This window comes from Serratia nevei (genome assembly GCF_037948395.1).
Classification (GTDB): Bacteria; Pseudomonadota; Gammaproteobacteria; order Enterobacterales; family Enterobacteriaceae; genus Serratia; species Serratia nevei.
Genome location: NZ_CP149940.1, coordinates 2,379,894 through 2,397,282 on the forward strand (window position 1 = coordinate 2,379,894; position 17,389 = coordinate 2,397,282).

The window sequence follows — 17,389 nt, forward strand, 5'->3', positions numbered from 1 at the left end:
GGAAAGCGCCGTATATAACGCCAATAAAAACTTTTGGCCGCGGCCGATGCCCTGCAACCTAAGAGCTTCTATCATGACGAAAATGAACCGCCTGGCGGCCGCGCTGATCGCCGCACTGATCCTGCCGACCGCGCACGCCGCACAGCAGCAGGATATCGACGCCGTTATTCAGCCGCTGATGAAAAAATACGGCGTGCCGGGCATGGCGATCGCCGTGTCGGTCGACGGCAAACAGCAGATTTACCCGTATGGCGTCGCCTCGAAGCAGACCGGTAAACCGATCACCGAGCAGACGCTGTTTGAAGTGGGCTCGCTGAGCAAAACCTTCACCGCGACGCTGGCGGTCTATGCGCAGCAGCAGGGCAAACTGTCGTTTAAAGACCCGGCCAGCCACTATCTGCCCGAGCTGCGCGGCAGCGCCTTCGACGGCGTCAGCCTGCTGAATCTGGCGACCCACACCTCCGGCCTGCCGCTGTTTGTGCCGGACGACGTGACCAACAACGCCCAGCTGATGGCCTATTACCGGGCCTGGCAGCCGAAACACCCGGCGGGCAGCTACCGCGTCTATTCCAACCTCGGCATCGGCATGCTGGGCATGATCGCCGCCAAGAGCCTCGACCAGCCGTTTATCCAGGCGATGGAACAGGGGATGCTGCCGGCATTGGGCATGAGCCACACCTACGTGCAGGTGCCGGCGGCGCAGATGGCCAACTATGCGCAGGGTTACAGCAAGGACGATAAGCCGGTGCGGGTCAACCCCGGTCCGCTGGACGCCGAGTCTTACGGCATCAAGTCCAACGCCCGCGATCTGATTCGCTATCTGGATGCCAACCTGCAGCAGGTGAAGGTAGCGCAGCCGTGGCGCGACGCGCTGGCCGCGACGCACGTCGGTTATTACAAGGCGGGCGCGTTCACGCAGGATCTGATGTGGGAGAACTACCCGTATCCGGTGAAACTGTCGCGTTTGATTGAAGGCAACAACGCCGGGATGATCATGAACGGCACGCCGGCCACCGCCATCACGCCGCCGCAGCCGGAATTGCGCGCCGGCTGGTATAACAAAACCGGCTCCACCGGCGGTTTCTCCACCTACGCGGTATTTATCCCGGCGAAGAATATCGCCGTGGTGATGCTGGCCAACAAGTGGTTCCCGAACGACGATCGCGTCGAAGCGGCTTACCACATCATCCAGGCGCTGGAGAAGCGCTGACGGTCAGGGGCGTCGGCGAGGCGCCCCTACCACCGGTGCTGCCGTTCACGCCGCTCGCGCATGAAATCGATAAAGGCGCGCAGCTTGAGCGGCAGATGCTTGCCGGCGGGAAAGTAGATGAAAAAGCCCGACGCTTCGCTGGCGTAACCCGGCAGCACTTCCACCAGTTGCCCCTGCGCCAGCTCCTGCAACACCGTGCCCTGAAAACGCTGTGCGATACCCAGGCCCGCCAACGCGGCATCCTTGATCAGCCGATCTTCGTTAAAAATCAAACTGCCGCTGACGTCCAGCGCGCGTTCATCGTCGCCCAGGCTAAAATACCAGGGTTCCAGTTTGCCGCTGCCGGGGAAACGGTAGCGCAGGCAGTGGTGAGCAGGCAGATCGTCCGGCGTGGCCGGAACGCCGCAACGCGCCAGATAGTCGGGCGAGGCGACCAGCACCCGGCGCTGGCCGTTGTCGATCGGCACGGCGATCATGTCTTTTTGCAGCATGGCGTGCATGCGAATGCCGGCATCGAAACTGCCCAGCACCAGATCGGAAAAGCGGTCTTCGGTAAACAGCTCCAGCTGCACGTCGGGATAGCGCCGTTGAAATTCCGCCAGGTACGGCATCACCAGCAGCGAGGCGGCCAGCTGCGGCAGCGTGATGCGCAGCAGGCCCGCCGGCTGTGCGCCCAGGGCGCGCACGTCGTCCGCCGCCACGTCGATCTGGCTCATCGCCGGCGACACCTTCTGATAGAACAACCGGCCCTCGTCGCTGAGGCGCACCGAGCGGCTGGTGCGGTGAAATAGCCGCACTCCCAGCTGATTCTCCAGCGCCTGAATGTTTTGCGACACCGCCGGCGGCGTGACGCCGAGCTGGCTGGCCGCACGGGTAAAGTTGCCCAGGCGTGCGACGGCTTCGAAATAGGGCAGCAGCTGCAGGAGTGAACTCATCTATCAATAACCTGTGCTTAATGATTCATTAAATTATGCCTTATTTTAATTTATGACGAACCTTTTAGACTGATTTTACTTTCCATTAGCGAGATGAAAATCATGTCGGCAGAACAACGGGCGTTAACAGAACGGATCACGGCGATCGATCAACAGGCGATGGCCGAAGGGCGCATCGTGGGTAGCGTGGTGCTGGTGGCGCGGCAGGGCGAGATTTGTTACGCCGGGGCGGCCGGCTATGCCGATCGCGAAGCGCGGCGGCCGATGCGGCGAGAAACGCAGTTCCGGCTGTCGTCGGTCTCCAAACCCTATACCACGCTGGCGGCGCTGCGCCTGATCGAACAGGGCAAGCTGAGCCTGGACGACGCGGTCAGCGAGTGGCTGCCGTGGTTTACTCCGGCGCTCGCCGACGGCCGGCGCCCGACGATCAAGATTCGTCATTTGCTGAGCCATACCGCCGGGCTGGACTATCGGCTGAACCAGCCGCCGACGGGCGTTTACCACCAGTTGGGGATCCAGGACGGCGTGGAACTGTCGACGCTGACGCTGGAGCAAAACCTGCGGCTGTTGGCGCAGGCGCCGTTGCTGTCGGCGCCGGGGGAGCATTTCAACTATTCGCTGGCGATCGACGTGCTAGGCGCGGTGCTGGAACGGGTGACGGGCATGCCGCTGCCGCAGCTGTTTGTCGAATGGGTGGCGCAGCCGCTGAGGCTAGGCAATACCGCGTTCCATGCGACGGACGCCGCGAACCTGGCGACGCCGTATTACAACACCCCGCAAGGGCCGCAGCGCATGCATGAAGGCCTGCGGGTGGCACTGCCGGAGGAGATGGCGGGGGGCGAGGTGCTGTTTTCACCCGCGCGGGCGCTCAACGCCGGGGCCTATCCTTCCGGCGGCGCGGGCATGGTCGGCGATGCCGACGACGTGCTGAAGCTGGTGGAGGCATTACGCAGCGGCGGGCAGGGCATTTTGCAGCCGGACACGGTGGCGTTGCTGCGCAGCCCGCACGTGGGCGCGCAGGCGCAAACGCAAGGGCCGGGCTGGGGATTCGGTTTTGGCGGGGCGCTGCTGGTGGACGCAGAAGCGGCGCAGACGCCGCAGCATGCCGGCACGCTGACCTGGGGCGGGGTTTACGGCCACAGCTGGTTCTTTGATCCACAGGCGCAGCTGAGCGTAGTGATACTGACCAACACCGCGTTTGAGGGCATGTGCGGCCGCTATCCGCAGCAGATCCGCGATGCGGTTTACGCGACGTAAATAAAAAGGGCCCCATTGGGGCCCTTGATCAGGCTTTCAAACGCTTACTGCGCCGGTGCCGGAGCAGGTTGTGCATCCTGCGCCGGTTCGCCGTCTTCCGCCGGGGCGCCCAGCAGGCCGAACTGGCCGATGAACTCCTGCAGCGACATTTTGTTGCCGTTCAGGTCAACCTGATTGTCGGCATAGTGGAACGTGCTCGCGATCACGCCGTCTTTCTGGGTGGTCAGCTTGAACATCTGGCCCATGGCCGCCAGGCCCTGCACTTGCTGCTGCGCCAGTTTCTGCGCGTCTTCCTCGTTGTAACCCTGCAACAGCGCGGTTTTCGCGGTCACTTCGGTAGCCATCGCTTCCGGAATGGTCAGGTTGATATCCAGCTTTTTAACCGCCTGCGCGATCAGCTGATCCGGCGATTGTGCCGGGGAAGCGGCCTTGCTCGGATCGGTCAGCGCCAGATCCAGCGTGAAGGTGCTCTCGCCCTTGCTGTTTTTCCAGCTCAGCGGTGCGATGCTGAGGCTCGGGTTGCCTTTCAGCAGCAGCGGCAGGTTCTTTTGCAGCAGTTCGGCGTTTTGCTGCTCATACACGGCCGGATCCAGGTTCTCGCCCTGTTGCAGCAGCGCCATGGTCTGGCGGTTGTAGCTGTCGGCGAAGTCTTTCAGCGCCTTGCCGTCGACGTTGTCGATTTTCAGCGCCAGCTTGCCGGCGCCGAAGTCGTTGCCCTGCACCTTGAGCGCGTCCATGGTGTAGTCGATCTGGCCGCCGATGTTGCTGCTGCCTTGCTCGCCGAACTTGCTCACCAGGTTGAAACCGTCCAACGCCACGGTATCTTTACCGTCGATCGTCAGTTTGAACTGCTTCAGCGTCATCGTCTGATTGCCGAGCTTCACGCCGAACTTGCTCTCGTTGCTGTTGCCTTTCAGGTTGAAGCCCTGGAAGGTGATCTGCTCGTTTTGACCGAATTCGTTCGGGCTGGCGAACACGATATTGTCGCTATTGGCGTCCAGCACGAATTTTTTCAGATCGCTGGACACGTCAGCGTTAATGGTGGCGCCGCTGAATTTCAGCGAAGACTTATCTTTTTGGTAGTCTAGCGGGATGATGTCGATGGCAGACGAGGTGTCCCCGCTGTAAGAGATGCGCGAATCGGCGGTAAACAGCGATTTGCCTTTGGTGGTGTCAAACAGACCTTTCACCGCCGGGGTATTTTCCAGCTCGGTATGCACCGACGCCATGCTCGGCAGCAGATTGAATTTTTTCAGCTGGGCGAAGGGGAACGGGCCGTGATCGATGGTTTCCAGGAACGCCACTTCTTCACCGGCTTTCAGCGCCGCGTTTTCACTGGTATCCGTGCCGTCGGAACGCAGCACATAACGCACTTTACTGCTGAACAGGCCGCGCTGGTAATTTTCATAGCTCAGCTTCACGCCGGCTTTCGGCAGGTAAGCTTTCAGCTGGCCGTTGGCGTTGTCCACGACTTCGCCCATGTGCTGCTCGATCAGTTTCCCGGTGTACCAGGATGCCCCGGTCCATGCTGCGCCAAGAACCACAATGACGCTGACAGCGACTAACGATTTTTTCATAGCTCTGTTTCATCCTTTTTTCTTATCACCCTCCGTTGCGCGGGAGGGGCAAATAGGGGCCGACAAAAAACGCCCGCAGGCGTTTAATTGTGGGGGTAGCTCTCGCTTTCAGCAAGCAATTTGCTGAAATTTATCAACGGTTAGGTCAGCTGGTTATAAACCCTGGCGATGCGGCCGCTGCCGCTGACGTTGACCGGGGATTCGAAAGCCCCGATAAAGCAGGATTCGCCCGGTTTGAGCGTCAGGCGCTGCCCGGATTTTTCCAGCGTCGCTTCGCCGGCGACGCAGAACACGATGGCCGCGCTTCGCTGCGCCAGCGCCTGCGGTGCGGCGGTCAAATCGTGCAGCGAGAAGGCGAAATCCTCCACCGGGATCGGGAAGAACAGCTCGTTGCCGCGTTGCTCCGGCTGGGTCAGCAGGCCGGACGCCGGCTGTGGGCGGAACTGCAGGTTGGCCAGCAGCTCAGGCACGTCGATGAATTTCGGCGTCAGGCCCGCGCGCAGCACGTTATCCGAGTTGGCCATCACCTCCAGCGCCACCCCTTTCAGGTAGGCGTGCGGCGTTTCCGCGTACAGGAACATCGCTTCGCCCGGCGCGAGCTGCACCACGTTCAGCAGCAGCGGTGAGAACAGGCCGCTGTCGTCCGGATAAAAGCCGGCGATAAAGCGCACGGTATCCCAGGGCTCGCCCTGCTGGTTGTTGAGCGCGGCTTTCAGCACGCCGAGCGCCAGCGATTTTTGCTCGCCGCTCATGGTCAACAGGCTGGCGAACAGGGTGGACAGATGCGCGGTGTCCGGCTGCTGCAGGAAGGTGGCGATGTCGTGGTGCGCGCCGGCGATCGGCTGCAGCAGGGAAACGATATCGGTCAGTTCGCGAAAGCCGTTCATCGCCAGGAACGGCGTCAGGGCGAAGACCAACTCGGGCTTGTGATTGGGGTCTTTGTAATTGCGTTCGGCGGCGCTCAGCGGGATGCCGGCGGCGTTCTCTTTCGCGAAGCCGATCTCGGCCGCCGCTTTGCTCGGGTGGACCTGGATCGACAGCGGTTGATCGGCGCACAGCACTTTAAACAGGAACGGCAACTCGCCAAAGCGGCTGGCGACGTCGGCGCCCAGTTGCTTTGGCTGGTCTTCATCGATCAGCTCGCGCAGCGAACGCAGTGCGCCATCGGCGCCCGGCACGCGGGAAGGGCTCTTGGGATGGGCGCCCATCCACAGTTCGGCCATCGGCTGATTATCGGGGTTGGCGATGCCGTAAAGACGGGTCAGCGCATCGTGGCTGCCCCAGGCGTAATTCTGTACCGCGTTGGTCATTTTTTGCATGTCGATAAACGTCCTTCTGCGTCATTGCCGCGCTGCATAGCAATAACTCACTGATTTTATAAGATTAACTTAATCTATGCCGACGACCATCATACGCCCGCGTCGGCGGGAAAAATCATGGGCGCGATCAAAATAACGCCGGATAACGTCGCGCCCGGCAACGGGCCAAAGTATAACGTGATAACGATCGGCGCCTCAAATGGCGCACTGGGCCTCAAGGCGGCCGTCAAAAGCCGCTAATCGATTATTCTTTGGGGCAATGGGGTTATTGCCGATAGCCCGGGCATCCTGCCTCATTATTTATTTTTCAGCATGTCAAAATATGTCGGCTGAATTTATTTTTTACCGTCTGAGCCATTCCCTTATTATTATTTTCGCGCTGCGCGGGGCGATCACACGCCGAGCTTAAACCGGCGCGCCAGACCTCTTTACCGTAAGGGCTAACGAGTCGATTTAACGAAACCAGAGGTCTGTTGCATGAAAAAACTGTTGTTGCTGTTGGGGCTTTGCACCGGCGCAGCCCAGGCGGCGGTGATTGTCACCTATCCTTACGCCGCGCCGCGCACCGTGGTGATCGCGCCGGCGCCGATTGTCGTTGCACCCGCGCCGGTCGTGCTTCCCGCCGCGATCGCGCCCGTGGCCCATCCGCTGGCGCTCACCGCCGGCGCGGTGGCGACCGGGGCCTATCGCCATAATGAACGGCAGGACGCCTACGACGAAATCAATCATCTGCAGCAGCAACGCATCGATGAGCTCAATCATTTACAGGCCCAGCGCATCAATAATTTTAATTCGCGTCATCCGCGTTAATCGTGACCCACGCTTGTATTCTCCGGGGCATGCCCGGCCGTTTATTTTGGCGCGGGTTAACCGGCGGCAAATAACCGCGTCATGCAGGAGTAAAAGAGATGAAACGTGCTGTGAGATAACTCTCTTAATGCGAATAGTTATTATGTCACTATACTGGGAGTGCGTGCCGACGGGGGGGAGCGCGTCGGCCTAACCCTACAATTTTAGGAATTATGCTAAGGAGACAATGATGGCAGGCGTTCGTATCGAAAAAGACTCTATGGGCCCCATCGAAGTACCGGCCGACAAGCTGTGGGGCGCGCAGACCCAGCGCTCGTTGGCGCATTTCCGCATTTCCTCCGAAAAGATGCCGACCGCGCTGATCCATGCGCTGGCGTTGACCAAGCGCGCCGCTGCGCAGGTGAACGTGGATCTGGGGCTGCTGCCGGCCGAGCGGGGCGCCGCCATCATCAACGCCGCCGACGAAGTGCTGGCGGACAGCCATGCCGATCAGTTCCCGCTGTCCATCTGGCAAACCGGTTCCGGTACCCAGACCAACATGAACATGAACGAAGTGTTGGCCAACCGCGCCAGCGAGCTGCTGGGCGGCGTGCGCGGTGAAGAGCGCAAGGTGCACCCGAACGACGACGTCAATAAAAGCCAGAGCTCCAACGACGTGTTTCCCACCGCGATGCACGTGGCGGCGGTGATTGCGCTGCGCGAGCACCTGATCCCCGAGCTGAAAGTGCTGCACAAGACGCTGAGCGACAAGGCCGAAGCCTACCGCGACATCGTCAAAATCGGCCGCACCCACCTGCAGGACGCCACGCCGCTGACCCTGGGGCAGGAGATCTCCGGCTGGGCGGCGATGCTGGCGCACAACCTGAAGCACATCGAAGACAGTATCCCGCACATCGCCGAGCTGGCGCTGGGCGGCACGGCGGTTGGCACCGGCCTGAACACCCATCCTGAGTACGCGGTGCGCGTGGCCAAAGCGCTGGCGGAGTTGACCCATCAGCCGTTCGTCACCGCCCCGAACAAGTTCGAAGCGCTGGCGACCTGCGACGCGCTGGTGCAGGGGCATGGCGCGCTGAAAGGGCTGGCGGCTTCGCTGATGAAGATCGCCAACGACGTGCGCTGGCTGGCGTCCGGCCCGCGCTGCGGCATCGGCGAGATTTCGATCCCGGAGAACGAACCGGGCAGCTCCATCATGCCGGGCAAAGTCAACCCGACCCAGTGCGAGGCGATGACCATGCTGTGCGCCCAGGTGCTGGGCAATGACGTGGCGGTGAACATCGGCGGCGCTTCCGGCAACTTCGAGCTGAACGTGTTCCGCCCGATGGTGATCCACAACTACCTGCAGTCGATTCGGCTGCTGGCCGACGGCATGCAGGGCTTCAACGAGCACTGCGCGGTGGGCATCGAACCGAACCGAGATCGCATCACCCAGCTGTTGAACGAATCGCTGATGCTGGTGACGGCGCTCAACACCCACATCGGCTACGACAAGGCGGCGGAAATCGCCAAGAAAGCGCACAAGGAAGGGCTGACGCTGAAAGCCGCGGCGCTGAAGCTCGGCTACCTGACCGACGCGCAGTTCGACGAGTGGGTGCGGCCGGAAGCGATGGTCGGCAGCATGCAGAAATAATCACGTCATGTTCAAACGGGGCGCGTTTGCGCCCCGTCTTTTCAAGCCAATCTCTCCAGCACCGACAACAGCGCCTGCGGCTCAGGCCGCCGGGTGTAATCGGCGTGCGCTTCGGCATAGGCGATACGGCCATCGTGGGCGATGACGAACCGCGCCGGCAGCGGCAGCGTCCAGCTATCATCCTGGTTGAACTGCGCCAAATCGAGGCCGAGCCGCTGTTGATACAGGGCGATCAGCGCGTCCGGCAGGCGGTAACGCAGGCCGAATTGGGCCGCCAGACGGTTGCCGGCATCGCTGAGCAGCGCAAAGGTGAGATCGTGATCGCGCATGGCCTGGCGGTTATGCACCGCGCTCTGCGGCGAAACGGCCACGAGCTGCGCGCCGTACTGCGTGATGGCGGGCAATGCGGCCTGCAGGGCCTGCAGATCGAGCGTACAGTAGGGGCACCAGATCCCGCGATAGAAACTGACGACCAGCGGGCCCTTCGCCAACAGCGCCGCGGAGGAACATGGCCGGTTTTCGCCGTCCGACAGGGTAAAGTCGGGCGCGGCGTCGCCGACCCTCAGGGCGCGTTCGGCGATGCCGGCAGCGATCTGCGTTTGGATCGCCTTACGCATCAGCGCGTGCTCTTGTTCTGTGAGTGTGAACGGCAGTTGGCCGGATTCGAACTCCGCTTTGAAGGCATCGAGTTTGTCTTGCAGTGTCATGCGTTCTCCTGACGGGAGTGAGGGTTGCGCTCATCTTGCCCATTCCTGAATGGCGCGTGTAGACTGCAATAAATGCTAACCGTTATTCCAGTAAGGAATGCTATGGGCAAGTTTGCCGATTACGAAACCTATGCCTGCGTTTACGAGAGCGGTTCCTTTACCGCAGCGGCGCGGCGGCTGCACGTGGGGCAGCCGGCGGTCTCGAAAGCGGTGGCGCGGCTGGAACAGCAGCTCGGCACACGCCTGATGCTGCGCTCGACCCACGGCCTGCAGCCGACGGATGCGGGGCAGCAGCTGTATCAACGCACCCGGCGTATCCTGAACGAGCTGGCGGAGACGGAAGCGCTGGTGCAGAACGCCGGCGAAACGCTGAGCGGCCGGCTGCGGGTCGCCTCGGCGGCGGTATTCGCCCGCATCGTTCCCTTGCCTGATTTGACGGCGTTTATGCGCGCCAACCCGCGTTTGAGCGTCGATCTGCTGCTGGATGACGGCAACCTGTCGTTGATTGAAGAGGGCATCGATATTGCCCTGTGTATCGGCGAGCTGGAAGATTCTGGCTTTACCGCCCGTAAACTGGGTGAGGTAAAGCAATGTGTGATCGGCACGCCCGGCTATTTTGCCGCCGCCGGCATGCCGCAGCGGCCTGAAGATCTGTTGCAGCACGAGCTGGTGATTTACCACCGCCGTGGTGGCGGCGAGCACTGGCGCTTCAGCCGAGAAGGAGAACAGCGCGCGCTGCGGCTGCCGGGGCGCATGCGGGTCAATGCGGCGGAGTGCGTGCGCGAGCTGGTGTTGGCGGGATTCGGGCCCACTATCGCCAGCGAAGGCATGTTCCGCAGCGAGCTGCAAAGCGGGGCGGCGATCGCGGCATTAGCGGACTGGCAGCTGCCGCCGCTGGCGCTGTGGGCGGTGTTCCCCGGCGGTCATTTCGTCTCGGCCAAGGCGCGGGCCTTTGCCGACTTTGTCCAAACTGCGTTATGCAGGGAGCCGTGATATGTCGCGCGCACAACGTTTACTCGATCTGATGCAGCTGCTGCGCAGCCACCGTTATCCGGTGGCGGGCCATGCGCTGGCGCAAACGCTGGGCATCAGCATGCGCACGCTGTACCGCGATATCGCTACGCTGCAGCAGCAGGGGGCGGAGATCGTCGGCGAGGCGGGCGTCGGCTATGTGCTGCGGCCCGGCTTTATGCTGCCGCCGCTGATGTTCTCGCAGGCAGAGACAGAGGCGCTGGTGCTGGGGATGCGCTGGGTCAGCCGCCGCGGCGACAGCCAGCTGGCGAGTGCGGCGGGCCAGGCGCTGGCCAAGATCGCCGACGTGCTGCCGCCGGCGCTGCGGGAGGAGCTGGAGGCCAACACGCTGTTGATCGCGCCGGTTCAGGCGCCACCGGTGGCGGATGTGATGCGGGTGCTGATCCGTGACACCATCCGCCGCGAGCGCAAGCTGCATATCGACTATCTCGATCTGGCGGGGCAGCGCAGCGAACGCCTGCTGTGGCCCTTTGCGCTGGGTTTTTTCGACCAGTTCCAGATGCTGGTCGCCTGGTGCGAGCTGCGCCAGGCGTTTCGCCATTTTCGCCTCGATCGCATTCAGGCCGCTACACCTTTGGAACAGCGCTACCCGCGCGGCCGGCGGCGGCTGCTGAAAGAGTGGCGCCTCAGCGAGGGCATTGCGGAGCAATAGCGGCACGCTGCTGCCATAAACTGTCAGTCGCACCCCTTAGTCTGTGCCTATCGGGAACCGGCCGGTTCCCATCACCCAGAGGACAGACCGATGACCCTTCCCAGCATGACCCTGCTTTACGTCGACAACCCGCTGAACAGCGCCGCCTTTTATCAACGTTTACTGGGACAGGCGCCGGTAGAGCTTTCCCCCGGCTTCGCCCTGTTCGTGCTCAACAACGGCTTCAAGCTGGGGATGTGGGCCAAACAGGGGGTAAAACCTACGGCGACCCTGACCGGCGGCGGCGGTGAACTGGGCTTTTTGTGCCAGGATCCGCAAGAGGTTGAGGCGCGCTATAACCAGTGGCGCGAACTCGGGCTGCCGATTGAGCAAACGCCGACCGAGATGGAGTTCGGTTACACCTTCGTGGCGCGAGATCCGGACGGCCATCGCCTGCGGGTGTATGCCCTCAGCGAGTAGCGTCGTCGGTATACAGGTGCAGGCGCGGCACCAGCAGCCGCAGCGGCCGGGCGTCGGGTTTGTAGCGGTGTTTCACCGCGTCGACGTCGTAGTTGAGCAGCTCGCCAATCTTCGGCACTGTGGCGCCGCTCTCGGCCTGACACAGGGCGATCAGCGGCAGCGGGCAGGGGTGTTGCACCTGTTTTTGCTGCTGCTGATACCACACTCGGGCGATTGGCTGCACTTTGACCGGCCGCTTGATTTTCAGCGTCGCGTGCTGCGGCAGGCGGCTGACGTCGTCTATCTCGCGGCTGACCAGGGCAGCCCACTGTTCACGGCTGTGCGGCGGCACTGCACGGCCGGCTTTCAGGCTTTTCTCCAGCTGCGCCAGGATGTCGTCCCGCTTGACGTTTTTGATGATGTGCTTGTTGGCCCAGCCGAAGCGCACGGAGTCGGGATTGGTCAGGGCGGTGAGGGTGCGATAGGCGCTGAGGGTAATCAGCCCGTGCAGATGGGTGTGCACGAACTCGAAACGCTGCTCCGGCGCCAGGCCGGAATCGACGGTGATAATCTGTTCCAGTTCGCCCTTCAGTCGGTTGATGAGCGCCAGCTGCGTTTGCAGCGCCTGATACTCCGGCTGCTCCACCGCCAGACAGATGACGCCGGGCAGGCGCACGGCGGCCTTGCTGCTGACATTCTCCCGGTTATGGTGGATGAATAGCCGCTGATAATGCTCCAGCGCCAGATCGCGCGCCGCTTGCCCCACATGCTGTTCGACCGCGATATGCGAAATAGCCTGATGCTCCTGACCTTTTTCAACCTCCGGCAGGCTGAACACCCGCGCCGCCAGCAACCGCAGCGGGGCGATCTGCTGCTGCAGCGCGCCGAGCGCCTGCTCCAGCTCGGTAAAGCAGGCGTTCATCCGGCCAATTACATCGTATCTGCTCATCGCATGCTCCTATATTAGTTACAACATAATATAGAAGAGTGGCGAACTGGGGGCAACATCGGCCCCTGAGCTAACGGCAGCTTCACCGGCCACCCGGCTTAGCAGCGGAAAATGCGCCATAATGGCCTCTACGGCAGGGCACGTAATACACCCGGTATGCGTAGTGTTTTGATTCATTGATGGATTTTCTCCTGTTTGTTTGCGTTTTGTTTAATCCATTTTCCGATCGCCGTTGTCCAATCACTGGAACAAACAGAATGGCAGGACGCTATGAGCCCTTGGGGTTATCTTTTCTTCTGTCATTAACGGGTGCTTTAAACGGAGGTTCACTGTGGATATTAAACAGAAAGTCAAAAACATGACGCTGGAAGAGAAGATCGGGCAAAAAATCATGCTGGATTTTCGCTACTGGGATCGGAACGGTAGCAGCAATCAGGATATGACCGTCCCCGATGAAGCCATTGGCAAGCTGATCGCCGATAACCACGTGGGTGGGGTGATCCTGTTCGCCAATAATCTGAAAGACAAGCAGCAGATCAACACATTGACGGCCTGGTATGCCGCGATGAAAACCCACGCGGGCATTCGTTTGTTTATCGGCACGGATAACGAAGGCGGTAACGTTTTCCGGCTGCCGCGCGGCGACTATGCCTCATTCCCCGGCAATATGGCGCTGGCGGCGGCGATTGAAGGGGGCGCGGATGAACAGCTCGTCGTTGAACAGGGCAAGCTGATGGCTCAGGATATGCGCGCGTTGCATATCAATACCAACTTTGCCCCGGTCGTGGATGTCAACACCAACCCGTTCAACCCGGTGATTAACGTTCGCGCCTTCAGCGATGATAAGAACACCGTTTCTCGTCTGGCAGAGAAAATGGTGGCGGGCATGAAACACCAGGGGCTGATCACCGCGTATAAGCACTTCCCCGGCCATGGCAGCACCTCCACCGACTCACATACCGGCCTGCCGCGCGTCGATCGCACGCGGGAAGAGGCCTTTGCCATCGATATCGCCCCTTACAAGCAGGCCATCGATCGCTGCGTGGCGCCGGACATGGTCATGACCGCGCATATTCAGTATCCGGCATTGGATAACCGCCAGATAGATACCCGCAGCGGTGAAAAAATCACGGTGCCGGCCACCATGTCGCATGAAATTCAGACCCAGATCCTGCGCAATGAATTGGGGTATGCGGGCGTAACGATTTCAGATGCGCTGGATATGGGCGCGATTGCCGAGCATTTCAGCCAGCAAGCGGCGGCTGAAAACGTCTTTGCCGCCGGGGTGGATATTGCTTTGATGCCTGTCAGCATCGCCTCGCCGGCCCAGGCCAGCCAGCTGCCGGATCTGATCCGGTACCTTGCGGACAGAGTGAAAACGGGGCATCTCAGCGAGGCCGATATCGATGCCTCAGTCGAGCGAATTTTGCGCCTGAAATTACGCCATAGCCTGATGGGCCATAGCGATAGGCCGTGTTCCAACGACGTTGCGTCGTCAGCGCACAAGCTGGAAAAACGCATCGCCGATCGTTCCATTACCGTGGTGATCAACCGCCACAGCCTGTTGCCGTTAAAGGACAATGCGCTGCGCTACTTTATTCTGACGCCGTGGGGCGAGCAAGCCAGCGGCATTGCGCGCGTGATGGCGCAGGAGGGGTATCAGAACGTCGTTGCCGCGAAGGAAACGGAGCTGAGCGACGCCCAGGTTAGGGAACATATTGCCGGCTGCGACGTGTTCTTGCTCGGAACCCTATCAACCCGCTTTACGCCGGCTGAACAGGATGGGGTCGTTACCTCCGCAACCGGAGCGAGCAATGACAGCAGCCCTTATCCGGGCTGGTTGAAATACGCCGCCGAGCAGGGGAAGAAACGCGTTCACCTCTCACTGCGCGCACCTTACGATATCGTGAACTATGCCGCCGAGGTGGAGGCGGCCGTCGCCACCTATTCCTATTACGGCTATGACAGCGGCGTGTGGCGTGGGCCTTCGATGGTCTCTTTGGCGCAGGTGCTGACGGGTAAAATCAAACCGCAGGGCAAATTGCCGGTCAACACCTGGCATGACTACGATGTGGAAACCAATACGGGCAAGGTGGCGTTCCCTCGCGGCACGGGGCTGAGCTGGTAATGGGATAAGGACACCGGCGTCGTCTGAACAGGGCGACGCCGGCAGCGAAATAGCACTGACAAATCGGGGCGTTTCTTGCTCTGCACGCAACGACATGGGATAACCGTCACTCACGGAAGGAGAACCAGAATGCCGACAGGCGCAACAAAATTAGGCGGATGGCTGTTGATGGCCGCCATGCTGGGCGTGAGCGGGTGCGCCAAGCCGCCCGAACCGGAGAAGCCCCCGCAACCGACGCCGCCGATAACACCGATGCGGGGCATCTGGCTGGCCACGGTCATTGGCCTGGATTGGCCGCCGGCGGCCTCCCTGAAAGCGGAAACCGCGCAAGAGCGGGTTCGCCTGCAGAAACAGGGGCTGACGGACGCGCTGGACGAGATGGTGAAAACCGGGATTAACGCGGTGTATTTTCAGGTTAAACCGGACGGCACGGCCCTGTGGCGCTCAAATATCTTGCCCTGGTCAGAAGTCTTGACCGGCACCGTGGGCCAGGATCCGGGTTACGATCCGCTGGCCTTTATGCTGCAAGAAGCGCACCGCCGCGGCATCAAAGTGCATGCCTGGCTGAATCCCTATCGGGTTTCTATGAATACCCGCCCACAAACGATTGACGCACTTAATCATACGCTGCAGTCGCCGCCGGCCAGCGTCTATGCGCTGCATCCCGACTGGATTCGCACCGCCAACGAGCGCTTCGTGCTCGATCCCGGTCTGCCCGACGTGCGCAACTGGATCACCAGCGTGGTGACCGAAATTGTCAAAAACTATGAGGTCGACGGCATTCAGTTTGACGATTATTTCTATTACGAAACGCCGCAATCGCCGCTGGATGATGAACGAACGTATCGCGCATACGGCAAAGGGTTTGCAGACAAAGCCGCCTGGCGCAGGGACAACACGCTGCAATTGATAAAGCAGGTTTCAGCCACCGTGCGAGCCTTGAAGCCCGCGGTGGCGTTTGGCGTCAGCCCGGCGGGCGTCTGGCGAAACCAGGCGGACGATCCTGCCGGCTCGGCGACGCGGGCCGGCGCGCCATCGTACGATACGGCCTATGCCGATACGCGCCAGTGGGTCAAACTGGGGCTGCTCGATTACATCGCGCCGCAGCTGTATTGGCCTTTTGATCGTGAAATTGTCCGCTACGACGTGCTGGCCCACTGGTGGGCCGAGGTGGTGAAAGGCACGCCGGTTCGGCTCTATGCCGGGGTGGCGTTGTATAAAGTGGGTACGCCTGCCGCCAGCGAGCCGGCCTGGACCGTCGACGGCGGCGTTCCCGAGCTGAAAAGGCAGCTGGATCTCAACGAGAGCCTGCCGGGGATGGGGGGAACCATCCTGTTCCGGCAACGTTATTTGACTGAGCCGCAAACGGACAAGGCGGTGGAGTACCTGCGCACCCGCTGGAAAACCGGCCAATAATCACAGGCACTGGCATGACGAGCCGCGGCAAATCACCGCGGCTTTTTCTTTTCAGAGGCGGGCCGCTTCCGGCAGGCGCTTCAGGTAATGCACCACCAACAGCGCCAGCAGCAGCATCAGGCTGATGAACGCCGCCACGCCATTCCAGCCGAAGCTGTGCCAGAACACGCCGCCGAGGGTGCCGGCTACGCTGGAGCCAACGTAATAACAGAACAGATACAGCGACGACGCCTGGCCTTTGGCGCGGCGCGCGCGGCGGCCGATCCAGCTGCTGGCCACCGAGTGGGCGGCGAAGAAACCGGCGGTGAACAGCATCATGCCGATAAAGATAGCCGGCACCTGCGGCAGCGCGGTAATCAGAATCCCGATCAGCATAATCACGATCGAGGCCAGCAGCACCGGGCCGCGCCCGAAGCGTGAGGTGAGCGCGCCGGCCTTGGGCGAGCTGTAGGAGCCGGTGAGGTATACCACCGACAGCAGGCCGACAATCGCCTGGCTCAGGTGGTAAGGATCCGCCAGCAGGCGATAGCCGATGTAGTTGAACAGGGTGACGAAGCTGCCCATCAGCAGGAACCCTTCCGCGAACAGCAGCGGCAGGCCCTTATCGTGCCAATGCAGCTTGAAGTTGATCAGCAGGGTGCGCGGGCGCAGCGAGCTGGCGCGAAAATGCCGCGAGGCGGGCAGGATGCGCCAGAACATGCAGGCGGCGGCGAGGGCGAACAGGCCGATGACCCCGAGCGATACGCGCCAGGAGAAGAAGTCGGTCAACACCCCGGTCACCAGGCGGCCGCTCATGCCGCCGATCGAGTTGCCGCTGATGTACAGCCCCATCGAGAAGGCGACGAAGCTGGGGTGGATCTCTTCGCTGAGGTAGGTCATGCCGACCGCCGCCACGCCGCTCAGCGACAGGCCGATCAGCGCGCGCATCAGCAAGATGCCGTGCCAGCTGGTCATAAAGGCGCAGATCAGCGTGCAGACCGCCGCCAGCAGCAGCGCCACCACCATCACCGACTTGCGGCCAATGGCGTCGGACAGCGGCCCGGTGAACATCAGGCCGATCGCCAGCAGACCGGTGGAGACCGAAAGCGACAGGCTGCTTTCCGCCGGCGATACGCCGAAATCTTGCGACAGCACCGGCAGAATCGGCTGCACGCAGTAGAGCAGCGCGAAGGTCGCCAGCCCGGCGGAAAACAGCGCCAGCGTCACGCGCATAAACTGCGGTGTGCCGCGTTCGATATAGGGGAGTTTGTTGTTGAGGGTGGAACGTTTTACTTTTGGCGCAGCGGCCGCGTCATCGTTGGCGGCCAGCGTCGACGGCATCGCGGCCGCAGA

At 61.5% G+C, this 17,389-nt stretch carries 16 protein-coding genes; 10 read left to right on the forward strand and 6 right to left on the reverse strand.

Annotated elements, in window-relative coordinates; genetic code table 11:
• Positions 1-73 precede the first annotated feature (73 nt).
• Positions 74-1,210: an SRT/SST family class C beta-lactamase gene (gene blaSRT / locus V8N38_RS11525; protein ID WP_060440035.1), complete on the forward strand. Its 1,137-nt coding sequence runs from the start codon at positions 74-76 to the stop codon at positions 1,208-1,210.
• Between the two features lie 26 nt (positions 1,211-1,236).
• Here the strand turns inward: blaSRT and V8N38_RS11530 are convergent, their stop codons facing one another.
• Complete coding sequence (locus V8N38_RS11530; RefSeq protein WP_147840024.1) at positions 1,237-2,145, reverse strand: LysR family transcriptional regulator; 909 nt, start codon at positions 2,143-2,145, stop codon at positions 1,237-1,239.
• A gap of 102 nt (positions 2,146-2,247) precedes the next feature.
• On the opposite strand from V8N38_RS11530, the gene V8N38_RS11535 reads away from it, so the two are divergent.
• Positions 2,248-3,402: a serine hydrolase domain-containing protein gene (locus V8N38_RS11535; protein ID WP_147840023.1), complete on the forward strand. Its 1,155-nt coding sequence runs from the start codon at positions 2,248-2,250 to the stop codon at positions 3,400-3,402.
• 44 nt (positions 3,403-3,446) lie between these two features.
• On the opposite strand, the gene V8N38_RS11540 is transcribed toward V8N38_RS11535, so the two are convergent.
• Both V8N38_RS11540 and manA read right to left on the reverse strand, forming a co-directional pair.
• Complete coding sequence (locus tag V8N38_RS11540) at positions 3,447-4,979, reverse strand: YdgA family protein (protein WP_147840022.1); 1,533 nt, start codon at positions 4,977-4,979, stop codon at positions 3,447-3,449.
• A gap of 140 nt (positions 4,980-5,119) precedes the next feature.
• The gene (gene manA, locus V8N38_RS11545; protein ID WP_060419119.1) at positions 5,120-6,298 is read right to left on the reverse strand and encodes a mannose-6-phosphate isomerase; all 1,179 of its coding nucleotides are present in this window, start codon (positions 6,296-6,298) and stop codon (positions 5,120-5,122) included.
• 117 nt (positions 6,299-6,415) lie between these two features.
• Here manA and V8N38_RS11550 point away from each other — a divergent pair, with 117 nt between their 5' ends.
• From V8N38_RS11550 to fumC, 3 genes are all read left to right on the forward strand, one after another.
• Positions 6,416-6,538, forward strand: coding sequence for a hypothetical protein (locus V8N38_RS11550; protein ID WP_255359321.1), 123 nt, complete (start codon positions 6,416-6,418; stop codon positions 6,536-6,538).
• Between the two features lie 237 nt (positions 6,539-6,775).
• Complete coding sequence (locus tag V8N38_RS11555; protein ID WP_102984751.1) at positions 6,776-7,108, forward strand: hypothetical protein; 333 nt, start codon at positions 6,776-6,778, stop codon at positions 7,106-7,108.
• A gap of 229 nt (positions 7,109-7,337) precedes the next feature.
• Positions 7,338-8,735 carry a class II fumarate hydratase gene (gene fumC / locus V8N38_RS11560; RefSeq protein WP_060419115.1) on the forward strand — a complete coding sequence of 466 codons (1,398 nt, stop codon included), beginning with the start codon at positions 7,338-7,340 and terminating at the stop codon, positions 8,733-8,735.
• Between the two features lie 41 nt (positions 8,736-8,776).
• On the opposite strand, the gene V8N38_RS11565 is transcribed toward fumC, so the two are convergent.
• Entirely contained in the window at positions 8,777-9,442 is a 666-nt protein-coding gene (locus tag V8N38_RS11565; RefSeq protein ID WP_147840021.1) for a peroxiredoxin-like family protein, read from the reverse strand.
• A gap of 102 nt (positions 9,443-9,544) precedes the next feature.
• Here V8N38_RS11565 and V8N38_RS11570 point away from each other — a divergent pair, with 102 nt between their 5' ends.
• From V8N38_RS11570 to V8N38_RS11580, 3 genes are all read left to right on the forward strand, one after another.
• Positions 9,545-10,435: a LysR family transcriptional regulator gene (locus V8N38_RS11570; protein ID WP_049272168.1), complete on the forward strand. Its 891-nt coding sequence runs from the start codon at positions 9,545-9,547 to the stop codon at positions 10,433-10,435.
• Between the two features lies 1 nt (position 10,436).
• The gene (locus V8N38_RS11575) at positions 10,437-11,126 is read left to right on the forward strand and encodes a helix-turn-helix transcriptional regulator (RefSeq protein ID WP_147840020.1); all 690 of its coding nucleotides are present in this window, start codon (positions 10,437-10,439) and stop codon (positions 11,124-11,126) included.
• 90 nt (positions 11,127-11,216) lie between these two features.
• Positions 11,217-11,585 carry a VOC family protein gene (locus V8N38_RS11580; protein ID WP_060419106.1) on the forward strand — a complete coding sequence of 123 codons (369 nt, stop codon included), beginning with the start codon at positions 11,217-11,219 and terminating at the stop codon, positions 11,583-11,585.
• On the opposite strand, the gene tus is transcribed toward V8N38_RS11580, so the two are convergent.
• Positions 11,575-12,513: a DNA replication terminus site-binding protein gene (gene tus / locus V8N38_RS11585; protein WP_038873930.1), complete on the reverse strand. Its 939-nt coding sequence runs from the start codon at positions 12,511-12,513 to the stop codon at positions 11,575-11,577. The two genes, V8N38_RS11580 and tus, sit on opposite strands and share 11 nt — an antisense overlap.
• A gap of 331 nt (positions 12,514-12,844) precedes the next feature.
• On the opposite strand from tus, the gene V8N38_RS11590 reads away from it, so the two are divergent.
• Together V8N38_RS11590 and V8N38_RS11595 are read left to right on the forward strand one after the other, a co-directional pair.
• Positions 12,845-14,641 carry a glycoside hydrolase family 3 protein gene (locus V8N38_RS11590; protein ID WP_147840019.1) on the forward strand — a complete coding sequence of 599 codons (1,797 nt, stop codon included), beginning with the start codon at positions 12,845-12,847 and terminating at the stop codon, positions 14,639-14,641.
• A 129-nt stretch (positions 14,642-14,770) separates the two neighbouring features.
• Positions 14,771-16,057 (forward strand): glycoside hydrolase family 10 protein, encoded by a 1,287-nt coding sequence (locus V8N38_RS11595; RefSeq protein ID WP_060440027.1) that lies wholly within the window; start codon positions 14,771-14,773, stop codon positions 16,055-16,057.
• A gap of 51 nt (positions 16,058-16,108) precedes the next feature.
• Here V8N38_RS11595 and V8N38_RS11600 read toward each other — a convergent pair whose 3' ends face one another.
• A complete protein-coding gene (locus V8N38_RS11600) occupies positions 16,109-17,377 on the reverse strand; it encodes an MFS transporter (RefSeq protein ID WP_031300458.1) in 1,269 nt (422 codons plus the stop codon).
• Positions 17,378-17,389 lie beyond the last annotated feature (12 nt).